This is a genomic window from Mesorhizobium sp. WSM3879 (assembly GCF_002294915.1).
Lineage (GTDB): Bacteria > Pseudomonadota > Alphaproteobacteria > Rhizobiales > Rhizobiaceae > Mesorhizobium.
The window spans coordinates 565,968-578,297 of record NZ_NSFZ01000001.1 but is presented as its reverse complement, the minus strand read 5'-3'; the positions used below and the strand labels follow the sequence as shown (position 1 = coordinate 578,297).

Genomic DNA, 12,330 nt, shown 5'->3' with positions numbered 1-12,330 from the left:
CCAATCAGCGCCCGAAGTGCCGGGCCGCAACCTCGACATGCGTATGGTGCGCATGGGCCTCGAAGCGCTCGGTCTCATTATGGTCGGGCGCCTCGTTCCGCCACCATTTGCCGCCGATGACGATGCCATTGGAGACCAGCCGCTGGTCCGCGATCAGTGACGCACCGACCGCATCGACAAAGGTGAAGCGGCCGGGCTGCAGCCTCAGCACCGCGACATCGCCGATGCCGCCGACTTTAAGCGCCCCGAGCTCGGGCCTGGCGATCGCATCGGCCGGGCGCTGCGTTGCCGCGCGCACGACCTCGACCAGCGGCATGCCGAGCGCCATGAGCTTCGACATGCAGACGAGAATATCGAAGGCAGGGCCGTCGACGCAGTAGAGATGCACATCGCTCGAGATGACGTCCGGCGCCAGCCCCTCCGCCAGCATCGCCTTCGCCACCTCGAAGTCGAAGGAGCCCATGCCGTGGCCGATGTCGAAGATGACGCCGCGCTCGCGCGCCTGCCGCATATCCGGCCGCACCGCGCCCGAAGCGAAGACCGGCGCGTTGGGGAACGGCCGGAAGCAGTGAGTGAGGATGTCGCCGCGGCGGAGCCTGGGCAGCACTTCCGAACGGCCGGGCGGCGGCTCGTCGATATGCGCCATCAGCGGCAGGCCGGCTTGGTCCGCGGCTTCGAGCGCGAGGTCGACCGGCGCGATGCCGCTGGTGCCGCCGGCATGCTTGCCGGAACGGACTTTTACGCCGACGACGACAGCGGCGTGCTCGCGCACCGCGGCCACCGTCTCGCGCGGCTCGCAGAGTCTGAGATCGCTGCATTCGCCGACGGATACCGTCTCGGCGAAGCCGAATATGCCGGCGAAGGAGATGTTGACGTAGGCAAGGATGCGGACCTTCGAACGCTCGATGACATGGCGGCGAAACCCCAGGAAATTGCCGGCGCCGGCGCTGCCGGCATCGATGAAGGTGGTGGTGCCGCTCTTGGCGGCGAGACGGTCAGCGTCGACGCCGAGCGAGGTGCCGCCCCAGTAGACGTGGCTGTGCAGATCGACGAGGCCCGGAGTGACGATGCAGCCGCTGGCGTCGACGACCTCACCGGCGGTCTCGCTATCGATGGCCGCTTCGATCGCGGCGATTCGACCATCGGCGACGGCGATGTCGCGCGGCGCATCCAACCCGGAAGCCGGGTCGATCACACGGCCGCCCTTGATCAACAGGTCGAACTGCATTCCGCGCCTCCGTTGTTGTCTGGCCCCGATCAGACCGGCCGGTAGGCGACGGCCTCGATCTCGATCTTGATGTCGATCATCAGGCGCGACTCGACGGTGGTGCGCGCCGGCGGGTCGTTCGGGAAGTGCCTGGCATAGACCGTATTGAACGCGCCGAAATCGCGGGCGTCCTCGAGCCAGACGGTGGTCTTCACCACGTCGTCCATGGTGCATCCGGCCAGCGCCAGCGCAGCCTTGACGTTTTGCAGCACCTGCTCGGCTTGGTCAGTTATGCCGCCCTTGACTACCAGGCCGTCGCTGCCCACCGGCACCTGGCCGGAGACATAGACGAAATCGCCGGCGCGGACGGCAGGCGAGAGCGGGACATGCGATTTTCCAAAGCACTGCTTGGGCAAATGAATCTCCTGTTGTCGAGCGTAAGGACCGTTCTTTGCAGCCGTCTACGCTTGTAGAGGTGATCCTCCAAGAGGCAATGTCGGAAAGCAACATTTTTCCGAAATTCATGTTGCTTTATTACAAATCGTGAGCATCCTGCACCCCGAACCGGCGATGGGACCGGTGGGTTGCTGATCGAACGCAAGGGGAAGAACCAACATGACCTTTGACAAGAATCCGTTTCCGGAAGGCGATGCCGATCGCCATGCGTTGTGGGAAATGCTGGTGCGGCGCGACATCGACGCCTTCCTCGGCCAGGACTGGTCGTTGGTCGAGGACGACTTCATTGCCGAAAGCTTCTTCGGCATGCATGCGCATTTCCTGCCCAATGCCGACGCCTGGCGGCTGCAGTTTCCCAGGCTGGAAGTCTATCGCGACGAATGGCTGCGGCAGGCCAAGGAGACAGCCGCGACGGAATTCGCCGAGCCGCTGCGCGAGGCGATTTTCCGCGTCACCAACCTGCGCGACATCGACGTCGACGGCGATCGTGCTGTGCTGCACAAGAAGTTCGACGGCTCGATCGCCAAGGTGGATGGCGGCGTCGACCGCCTCAAATGGCAGACGCTCTATTTCTGCCGCAAGGTCGGCGGGCGCTGGAAGATCGCCGGTTTCGTCGGTTATATGCCGCATCCGCTCGGAAGCTAATGCATGTCGCCCGGACGTGCGCGCGTTCTGGGACACCGACATGCCTCAAACAAAGATTTACAGCGCCTCGCCTAATCCTTTTCAGCGCAACGAGGTTTAGGACAGGCACGGCAACCGCTCGTCGGGCGAGCGGTGATCGAAGACGACGCCCATGGTCTTACCAACAGCGGCCATGACGATCAGTTCGACCAGATGGTCGTCGCTGTCCCCGCAGGCGGGGTCCGATTGGCGGATGGCGTCGAGCATTGCCCGGGTCGAAACGGTGTCGCCGGCGCGAAATTTCGAAAGAGCAGACGAAACAATGTCTTGCACCGTCAGGTCTACGACGGGCACCTCCGCAGCGACGTTCATAAGCCTCCTCCTGCCATGAACCCCTCCCTCAAGGGATGATACGCCGATCAGGAGATTGCGCCAGCGAAATGGTGGTCGGACCAGTTCAGCTGGCGATGGCCTGCCGTTAAGTGTGGAACATCGCGCCGAGCCCTTGGCCCCGTGCTCGACGCACCGCGCGTCGGTTGCTAAGTCCCTCCCGCGCAGGGAGACTATCCGAGTCGAGAATATGACGGTTGCGATCGAGATGGGGCAGACGTCGGCAGGCGCGCCGGCGGCCCTCGACCTTGAAGAGCTGCTGGCGACCCGCCTGCTGGTGCAGGGCAATTCGGGCTCGGGCAAGTCGCATCTGCTGCGCCGGCTGCTGGAGCAGAGCGCGCCCTGGGTGCAGCAGACCATCATCGATCCCGAAGGCGACTTCGTCTCGCTCGGTGAGCGCTACGGCCATCTGGTGATCGACGCCGAGGATCATACCGAGCGCGGCCTGCAGGCGGCCGGCGAGCGAGCGCGCATCCACCGCGTCTCGACAGTGCTAAACCTCGAAGGGCTCGATGCCGAGAACCAAATGCGGCGCGCCGCAGCCTTCCTTGGCGGGTTGTTCGAGGTCGCGCGCGACCATTGGTATCCGATGTTGGTGGTGGTGGACGAGGCGCAGCTCTTCGCGCCTGCTGCTGCAGGCGAGGTCTCGGATGAGGCGCGCAAGCTTTCGCTCGGCGCCATGACCAATCTGATGTGCCGCGGCCGCAAGCGCGGGCTCGCCGGCATCATCGCCACGCAGCGGCTGGCGAAGCTCGCCAAGAACGTCGCGGCGGAGGCCTCCAACTTCCTGATGGGCCGCACCTTTCTGGACATCGACATGGCGCGCGCCGCCGACCTGCTCGGCATGGAGCGGCGGCAGGCGGAAGCCTTCCGCGACCTTGACCGCGGGCATTTCATGGCGCTCGGTCCGGCGCTGTCGCGTCGCCCGCTCAGCGTGCGGATCGGATCGACCGAGACGAGCCCGCGCAACGGCACGCCGCGGCTGATGCCGCTGCCCGAAGCGACGCTCGAAGATGCGCGCGCCATCATCCTCGCGGCACCGCCGCCGGAGACGGTCCGCCCGCAGCGCCGGCCGTCGCCCGACCTGCTCGATCAGTTGATGGCGGCCAAGGCCGCGCCGCTCGACATCCGCCCCGAGCCGGCCGAGCCGCAGCCCAGCGCCGAGGACCTTGCCGAGCGGCGCGGGCGGATGGACCGTATCCTGCGCGCTATCCTGGCTGAGCCCGATGCCGGATTCCGCGTCATCGGCGTGCTCTATCAGGAGTTCGTGGTCCGCTGCCGAATCGAAGGACTCGCTTCGGTGGTGCCCGACCTTTCGGAATTCCGACGCATGCTGACGCGCGCCCGCGCCGGCGTCGGCTCGGACATGGCCGAGGACGACGCGTGGCGCGACGTCTCCGTGCGCGCATCGCTTCTGCCGGAGGACATGCAGGGCGTGTTCATGATGATCGCGAGGGCGGCGAAGGAAGGCTGGCCCTGCCCGAGCGACGCGGCGATCGCCCGCGCTTATGGCTCGCATTCGCTGCGTCGCGCCCGGCGGCTGCTCGATTACATCGAGGAGCAGGGGCTGATCGTCTGCCAGATCGACGGTGTTGGCCGCCGCACGGTGACACTGGTCGAGCTCGCCTGGGCAACGGCCCCGGGGGATCCGAATGGCGGAGAAGAAGAGCCGGGCAGTTCGGCTGCATAAGAATCCGGCCTGAGTGTCTCTACGGCAAGCTTCGCCACATCTGATTAACCACCTGTTCAAACAGGCACGGAACCAAACAGGCCGCGATGCGTTTTGGCCCTCGGCTTAATATAGCTGTCGGGGCAGGCGCGGAGGGGAGTGTGGGCGTTTCTCGTTCGTCAAAGGAACAATTCGATTCCCGTCAGATTCTCAACGCCCTCAAAGCCTTTCGAAACGGTGACTTCTCCGTCCGCATCGAGAATTCTTATGAAGGGTTGAACGGCGAGATCGCCGACACATTCAATCAGATCGTCGAGTTGAACGATCAGATGGCGCGAGAATTTGCGCGGCTGAGCAGGGTCGTCGGCAAGGACGGCCGCATCGGCGAACGCGGCCATGTGAGGAACGCCAAAGGCAGCTGGGAATCGAGCGTCCGTTCGGTCAACGACCTCATCGAGGACATGGTGCAGCCCACCGCGGAAGTTGCCCGCGTCATCGGCGCGGTCGCCAAGGGCGATCTGTCCCAATCCATGATGGTGGAAATTGACGGCAGGCCGCTTCGTGGCGAATTCCTGCGCATCGGTAAAATCGTCAACACCATGGTTGAGCAGCTCGCCTCCTTCACGTCGGAGGTGACGCGTGTGGCGCGCGAGGTCGGCACCGAAGGCAAGCTGGGCGGTCAGGCACGCGTCAGGGGGGCGGCGGGGACGTGGAAGGACCTGACCGACAATGTCAACGCGATGGCGACCAACCTGACCAGCCAGGTGCGCAACATTGCGGAGGTGACCACGGCTGTCGCGTCTGGCGACTTGTCGAAGAAGATCACCGTCGACGTGAAGGGTGAGATCCTCGAACTGAAGAACACCATCAACACGATGGTGGACCAGCTCAACTCCTTCGCCTCGGAGGTGACCCGCGTCGCGCGTGAGGTCGGCACCGAGGGCAAACTCGGAGGCCAAGCCCGTGTCGAGGGCGTTGGCGGTACTTGGAAAGACCTCACCGACAGCGTCAACCTGATGGCCGCCAACCTGACCGGCCAAGTCCGCAACATCGCCGATGTGACGACGGCGGTGGCTTTGGGCGACCTCTCCAAGAAGATTACCGTCGACGTGAAAGGCGAAATTCTGGAACTGAAATCGACCATCAACACCATGGTCGATCAGCTCAACTCATTTGCCGGCGAGGTGACGCGCGTGGCGCGCGAGGTCGGCACGGAAGGCAAGCTCGGCGGCCAAGCACAGGTGCGCGGTGTCGCCGGCACCTGGAAGGACCTGACCGACAACGTCAATTCCATGGCGGCGAATCTTACCGGTCAGGTGCGCAACATCGCCGAAGTGACTACCGCGGTGGCACTGGGTGACCTCTCGAAGAAGATCACCGTCGATGTGAAGGGCGAGATCCTGGAGCTGAAGAACACCATCAACACGATGGTGGACCAGCTGAACTCCTTCGCCTCGGAAGTCACCCGCGTGGCACGCGAGGTCGGCACCGAGGGAAAGCTGGGCGGCCAAGCTGAAGTCCGCGGAGTCGGCGGCACATGGAAGGACCTGACGGACAACGTCAACCTGATGGCCGCCAATCTGACCGGGCAGGTGCGCAATATCGCCGATGTTACCACGGCCGTTGCCAGGGGCGACCTTTCGAAAAAGATCACCGTCGATGTGAAGGGCGAAATCCTCGAACTGAAGAACACCGTCAACACCATGGTGGACCAGCTCAATTCCTTCGCGTCGGAGGTCACCCGCGTGGCGCGCGAAGTGGGCTCGGAAGGCAAATTGGGAGGTCAGGCGCATGTCGAGGGCGTCGGCGGCACCTGGAAGGATCTGACCGACAATGTCAACGCGATGGCCGGCAATTTGACCGTGCAATTGCGCGACGTCTCCAAGGTCGCGACCGCAATCGCCACCGGCGACCTGACCCAGAAGATCACCGTCGACGCCTTGGGCGAAATCCTGCAGATCAAGGACGTCATCAATACGATGGTGGACCAGTTGAACTCCTTCGCCTCGGAGGTGACGCGCGTCGCCCGCGAAGTGGGTTCCGACGGCAAGCTCGGCGGACAGGCGCAGGTACGCGGCGTTGCCGGCACCTGGAAGGACCTCACCGACAACGTCAACGCCATGGCCGCCAATCTCACGGGCCAAGTGCGCAACATTGCGGAGGTGACGACCGCCGTCGCACTTGGCGATCTGTCGAAAAAGATCACGGTCGATGTGCGCGGTGAAATCCTGGAGCTCAAGGACACCATCAACACGATGGTGGACCAATTGAACTCCTTTGCCTCGGAAGTGACGCGCGTGGCTCGCGAGGTCGGCACCGAAGGCAAGCTCGGCGGTCAGGCACAGGTGCGCGGCGTTGCCGGCACCTGGAAGGACCTGACCGACAACGTCAACTCGATGGCCGAGAACCTCACCGGTCAGGTTCGCAACATCGCCGAAGTTACCACAGCGGTGGCGCGAGGCGACCTGTCCAAGAAGATCACCGTCGATGTCAAAGGCGAGATCCTGGAGCTGAAGTCGACCATCAACACCATGGTCGACCAGCTCAACTCGTTCGCCGGCGAGGTGACGCGCGTGGCTCGCGAGGTCGGCACCGAAGGCAAGCTCGGCGGTCAGGCTCGGGTGGAGGGTGTGGCCGGCACCTGGAAGGACTTGACCGACAACGTCAATCTGATGGCGACCAATCTGACCAACCAGGTGCGCGGCATTGCAGACGTCGTCACCGCCGTTGCCCAGGGCAATCTGAAGCGCAAGCTTGCGGTCGATGCCAAGGGTGAGATCGCTTCGCTGGCGGACACGATCAACGGCATGATCGAGACGCTGGCGACCTTCGCGGATCAGGTGACCAACGTGGCTCGCGAGGTCGGCATCGAGGGCAAGCTCGGCGGCCAGGCCAGGGTGCCGGGCGCCGCCGGCCTGTGGCGCGACCTGACCGACAACGTCAATCAGCTGGCGGCGAACCTGACGACCCAGGTCCGGGCCATCGCCGAAGTGTCGACCGCCGTGACCAAGGGCGACCTCACCCGCTCGATCAGCGTGCAGGCCTCCGGCGAGGTCGCGGCGCTGAAGGACAACATCAACGAGATGATCCGCAACCTCAAGGACCAGACCTTGAAGAATGCCGAGCAGGATTGGCTGAAGACCAATCTCGCCCGTTTCTCGCGCATGCTGCAGGGCGAGCGGGACCTTGCCACGGTTTCGCGGATGATCATTTCCGAGCTCGCGCCGCTGGTGAACGCGCAATATGGCCTGTTCTACGTCACCAATCGCGACGAGGAAGAATCCTATCTGGAACTGGCCGCGTCCTACGCCGCCGAAGGCAAGGCCACCGTCCGCCAACGGGTCGACTTCCGCGAAGGCCTGATCGGGCAGTGCGCCGCCGACAAACGGGCAATCATGCTCGATGACGTCCCATCGAGCTTCCTGCGCATCACCTCCGGCCTGGGCGAGGCCCCGCCGGCGAGCGCCATCGTCCTGCCGGCATTGTTCGAGGACGAGGTCAAGGCGGTTATCGAACTCGCTTCGTTCAGCCGGTTCAGCGATACGCACCGCCTTTTCCTGGAGCAGCTCATGGAATCGGTCGGCATCGTGCTCAACACGATCGCCGCGACCATGCGCACGGAAGGGCTTCTCAAGCAATCGCAGCTTTTGACGTCCGAACTGCAGTCGCGTCAGACCGAGCTCACCAAGAAGCAGGAAGAGCTTCACGCCACCAATGAGGAGCTGCAGGAAAAGGCGCAACTGCTCGAGAATGAAAAGAAGCAGGTGGAAAACAAGAACCTCGAGATCGAGATGGCCAGGCGGGCTCTGGAGGAGAAGGCCGAGCAACTGGCGCTGACTTCCAAATACAAATCCGAATTCCTGGCGAACATGAGTCATGAGCTGAGGACGCCGCTGAATTCGCTGTTGATCCTGTCCAATCTGCTTGCGACCAACCAGCAGGGGAATCTGAACGACAAGCAGATCGATTTCGCGCGTACTATCAACTCGGCAGGTACCGACCTGCTCAGCCTCATCAACGACATACTGGATCTTTCCAAGATCGAGTCCGGCACGGTGTCGATCGAAATCAACGACATGCCGCTCGCACACCTGCGCCAGCATATGGAGCGGACTTTCAGACAGCTTGCGGCTGACAAGGGGCTCGGCTTCACCATCAAGATTGAGCAAGCCCTGCCTGACACGATCCGCACGGACGAAAAGCGGCTGCAGCAGATCGTGCTCAATCTGCTGTCCAATGCCTTCAAATTCACGTCCAACGGCGAGGTGATGCTGAACATCCATGCCGAGAGAACCGGCCGCAAAAACGGTGCGGCGCCGCCCCGGGCACTGGCGATCGCCGTTACCGATACCGGGATCGGCATTCCGGAAGACAAGCAAAAGCTCATCTTCGAGGCGTTTCAGCAGGCCGACGGCACGACCAGCCGCAAATATGGCGGCACTGGCCTCGGCCTTTCCATAAGCCGGGAAATCGCCCGGCTGCTCGGCGGTGAGCTGCGCGTCGAAAGCGAGCCAGGCAAGGGATCGACCTTCACCCTGGTCATCCCCTTCGACGGCCCGCGCAGCAGCAGCCTGGCGGCGCCGATCGAGCTTTCGCCTGCCGAAGTCATCGCGGCGGGCGTCCAGCCAGCAGACAGCTCGGGTACCCCAGAACTTGCGGACGATCGTGACTCGATCAATCCCTCGGACAGGGTGGTGCTTATTGTCGAGGACGACCCGACTTTCGGAGGGCTGCTGCTCGGTCTTGCTCGATCCGCCGGACTGAAGGGGGTGCTTTCAACCGCCGGCTCCGGCACGCTTGCGCTGACCCGCAAGCTGATGCCCGATGCCATCACGCTCGATCTCGGCCTTTCAGACATCGACGGCTGGGTGCTTTTCGACCTTCTGCGGCATGACCAGAAGACCAGGAGCATTCCGATCCATGTCATCTCCGGCGCCGAAGATCTCGAAGTGCTGACGCGCAGGGGCGCTGCAAGCGTTTCGAGCAAGCCGGTTTCGGCCGGCGAGCTCGCCCGCGTTTTCGAGGAAATCCATTCGCGGAACCTGAGGGTGCAGCGCAACGTGCTGATCGCCGATCCTGACCCCGAGCGCCGCCTGGCCCTGGTGGAAGCCATTCGAGATGGCATCACCTCGGTCACCGCGGTCGGTCGTGTCGCCGCCAACGTGGACGAGCCGGGCGCCGCCGCTTATGACGCGATTGTTTTCGGGTTTGGGCGTTCGGCCAAGGACAACGCCCAGATGCTCGACGAAATCGTGTCTCAATTCAGCGACGCTCTACCGCGCCTGCTGTTCTTCACGCCGCACCCGGACGCGTTTCTGCAGCAGGTCGCGCTGCATCCGGCACTGGGCGATGTCCCACGTGCCGATAACTTCGGCCAGCTCGGGCTCCTGATCTCGGCGGCACTGCCAAGCGACACGCAGAGCGAACAGATCTTGGCCACCGAGCAGGTCGACAATGCCGATCTCGCCGGCGCCAAGGTTCTGATCGTCGACGACGACATTCGCAACATCTACTCGTTGACCAGCGTGCTGGAGACTTACGACATTGATGTGCAGCATGCCGAACGGGGCCGGGACGGCATCGCGTTGCTCGAAGAAACACCCGACGTCGATGTCGCCTTGATCGACATCATGATGCCGGAAATGGACGGCTACGAGACCATGCGTCGGATTCGGGCAATGCCGGCGATAGCCCACATCCCATTGATCGCGGTTACCGCCAAGGCGATGAAAGGCGACCGTCAGAAATGCCTGGACGCCGGCGCATCCGACTACATCGCCAAACCGGTCGATCTCGATCTGCTGCTTGCGTTGCTGCGGGTTTGGATCGGTCGCGCGCGAGCGCGGGCTGAGCCCTTCGCGCCGGCATTGATGACCGCCATCTGAAAGCACTCCGGCAGGTAAAAGGAATGGCCGCGATCGAGGCAGAAAGAAGCGAACCGGTCGAAGGATTGCGGGCACGCGTTCTCGCGGTCGATGACGACGAACGCAATCTGCTTGCCATCGCGGAGGTGCTTGGCGAAGTCGGCGAGGTCGTCTGCGCCCAGTCGGGTGAGGAAGCGCTGCGCTTCCTGCTCAAGGAAGATTTCGCCGTCATCCTGCTCGACGTGCTCATGCCGAACCTCGACGGCTACGAGACGGCCACGCTGATCCGCCGGCGTGAACGATCGAAAAACACGCCGATCATCTTCCTTACCGCGATCAGCAAGGAAGAGGCGCATATGCTGCGCGGCTATGACGTCGGCGCTGTCGACTACCTGTTCAAGCCGTTCGACCCGGTGATGCTTCGCTCCAAGGTTATGGTCTTCGTCGATCTTCATGAGAAGACGCGCGAGATCGAGCGAAACGCGGCGCGGGAGCAGCGGCTGCTCGAACAGGCGCTGAAGGCCAAGTCGGACAAACTCGATGCCGAGCGGGCGCTGCGCCATTCGGAAGCAAGGCAGGAGGCTATTCTTGCCTCGCTTCCAATTTGTTTTCATGCCCGCTCGGCTGAGGCGCCTTTCGCCGCACGCTACGTCTCGAAAGGCGTCGAGCGGCTGACAGGGTTCCCGCCGAGCCGTTTCCTGTCGCATCCGGATTTCGGGCTCAGCCGGGTTCACCCCGACGATCGCGAGGAGGTAACCAGGTCGCTTTCGGCGGCATGCGAGACGGGGTCCTATGGCTGCGAATTTCGCTGGCGGTGCGCCAATGATGAATATCGCATCTTCTTCGATCGGGGCGTGGTTTCCAAAGATGACGCTGGGCTCGAGTTGCTTGGCACCATGCAAGACATAACAGAGCAACGCCGCCTGGAGAGCCAGCTGCTGCAGTCGCAGCGGCTCGATGCGATCGGCAAACTGACCGGCGGACTCGCCCATGACTTCAACAATCTCCTCGCGGCGATCCTTTCCGGCCTAAGCCTGCTCGAGCGACAGCTGACGCTGGACGGCAACGCTACCAAGATCCTCGACATGACACGCCGCTCCGCCGGGCAAGGCAGGGATCTCGTCCAGCGCATGCTCGCTTTTTCGCGACGCCAGGACCTGAAGCCCGTGGCAGTACCCTTGTCGAGCCTTGGGGATACGATGAACGGGTTGGTTGCCCCGGTCCTTGGAGGCCTCGTGCGCTTCAAGTGGCTGGTGAGTGACGACACATGGCCCGTGTATGTGGATGCGGCGCAGCTCGAGCTCGCCTTGATGAACCTCATCTTCAATGCGCGAGACGCAATGCCTTCGGGAGGCACGGTTCTCGTCCGGACGAGCAACCGCAGCGTCGGCCACGCGGGCGACGAACTGCCGGCCGGCGACTATGTGGTGGTCGCTGTCGAGGACACCGGGACCGGAATTGCCGGCGACATGATAAGCAAGGTGGTCGAGCCGTTCTTTACAACCAAGCCGATCGGGAAGGGCACGGGGCTGGGTCTCAGCACCGTCTATGGTTTCGCCAAGCAGTCGGGCGGCACGCTCAGGATAGAGAGCGAGGTGGACCGCGGCACCATCATAGAACTGTGGCTGCCCCGATCCAATCAGCCGCAGGATGTCACCGAGGCTATCGCTGTTGCCGGCGCAGAGGCTGTCGAGGCTGCCGACGCGGAGCGCGCCACGGCGGTTGGCGAACGATCACTGACCGTTCTGCTCATCGATGACAGCCACTCCTTGAGAGAAATGACGGCCATGTCGCTCAGGCAGTCCGGCTTCGAGGTCGTAGGGGCTTCCGGCGGAGCCGAAGCGCTTGCCGCCATTGAGAGAGAGCCGGATCGATTCGACGTGATCGTCACCGACTTTGCCATGCCCCTTATCTCGGGCATAGACGTGATCCGGTTTGCCCGCAATCTGCGTGCCGGCTGGCCCGCGGTTATGATCACCGGCTATGCGGATGCGGAGAAAATCGTGGAGCGCCCCCTCGATGTCGCGCTCGTCGGCAAGCCGTTCGACGAAAAAGACCTTGTTATGGCCATACATGCCGCAGCGCGCGGCAAGCTAATCAACGCCTCGGCATAGCTTCCC

8 protein-coding genes are annotated in these 12,330 nt (G+C 63.3%); 4 read left to right on the top strand and 4 right to left on the bottom strand.

Annotated features, from left to right (window positions below):
* Positions 1–4 precede the first annotated feature (4 nt).
* Complete coding sequence (locus CK218_RS02745; RefSeq protein ID WP_095778767.1) at positions 5–1,228, bottom strand: amidohydrolase/deacetylase family metallohydrolase; 1,224 nt, start codon at positions 1,226–1,228, stop codon at positions 5–7.
* Between the two features lie 29 nt (positions 1,229–1,257).
* Complete coding sequence (locus CK218_RS02740; protein ID WP_067318812.1) at positions 1,258–1,623, bottom strand: RidA family protein; 366 nt, start codon at positions 1,621–1,623, stop codon at positions 1,258–1,260.
* 199 nt (positions 1,624–1,822) lie between these two features.
* Between CK218_RS02740 and CK218_RS02735 the strand changes: the two genes are divergently transcribed.
* Positions 1,823–2,308: a hypothetical protein gene (locus CK218_RS02735; RefSeq protein ID WP_095826768.1), complete on the top strand. Its 486-nt coding sequence runs from the start codon at positions 1,823–1,825 to the stop codon at positions 2,306–2,308.
* A 96-nt stretch (positions 2,309–2,404) separates the two neighbouring features.
* On the opposite strand, the gene CK218_RS02730 is transcribed toward CK218_RS02735, so the two are convergent.
* Positions 2,405–2,659, bottom strand: coding sequence for a hypothetical protein (locus CK218_RS02730; protein ID WP_095783502.1), 255 nt, complete (start codon positions 2,657–2,659; stop codon positions 2,405–2,407).
* Between the two features lie 208 nt (positions 2,660–2,867).
* Here CK218_RS02730 and CK218_RS02725 point away from each other — a divergent pair, with 208 nt between their 5' ends.
* Positions 2,868–4,367, top strand: coding sequence for an ATP-binding protein (locus tag CK218_RS02725; protein ID WP_067003950.1), 1,500 nt, complete (start codon positions 2,868–2,870; stop codon positions 4,365–4,367).
* A 158-nt stretch (positions 4,368–4,525) separates the two neighbouring features.
* Here CK218_RS02725 and CK218_RS31455 read toward each other — a convergent pair whose 3' ends face one another.
* Entirely contained in the window at positions 4,526–4,744 is a 219-nt protein-coding gene (locus tag CK218_RS31455; RefSeq protein ID WP_348628588.1) for a hypothetical protein, read from the bottom strand.
* Between CK218_RS31455 and CK218_RS02720 the strand changes: the two genes are divergently transcribed.
* Together CK218_RS02720 and CK218_RS02715 are read left to right on the top strand one after the other, a co-directional pair.
* Positions 4,745–10,231 carry a HAMP domain-containing protein gene (locus tag CK218_RS02720; RefSeq protein WP_348628709.1) on the top strand — a complete coding sequence of 1,829 codons (5,487 nt, stop codon included), beginning with the start codon at positions 4,745–4,747 and terminating at the stop codon, positions 10,229–10,231.
* A gap of 23 nt (positions 10,232–10,254) precedes the next feature.
* A complete protein-coding gene (locus CK218_RS02715) occupies positions 10,255–12,324 on the top strand; it encodes a response regulator (protein ID WP_095826766.1) in 2,070 nt (689 codons plus the stop codon).
* Positions 12,325–12,330 lie beyond the last annotated feature (6 nt).

Coding starts and splice junctions, on each gene's coding strand:
- CK218_RS02745 (WP_095778767.1), bottom strand. CDS start 1,228: ATGCAGTTCGACCTGTTGATCAAGGGCGGCCGTGTGATCGACCCGGCT.
- CK218_RS02735 (WP_095826768.1), top strand. CDS start 1,823: ATGACCTTTGACAAGAATCCGTTTCCGGAAGGCGATGCCGATCGCCAT.
- CK218_RS02730 (WP_095783502.1), bottom strand. CDS start 2,659: ATGAACGTCGCTGCGGAGGTGCCCGTCGTAGACCTGACGGTGCAAGAC.
- CK218_RS02725 (WP_067003950.1), top strand. CDS start 2,868: ATGACGGTTGCGATCGAGATGGGGCAGACGTCGGCAGGCGCGCCGGCG.
- CK218_RS31455 (WP_348628588.1), bottom strand. CDS start 4,744: ATGGCCGCGTTCGCCGATGCGGCCGTCCTTGCCGACGACCCTGCTCAG.
- CK218_RS02715 (WP_095826766.1), top strand. CDS start 10,255: ATGGCCGCGATCGAGGCAGAAAGAAGCGAACCGGTCGAAGGATTGCGG.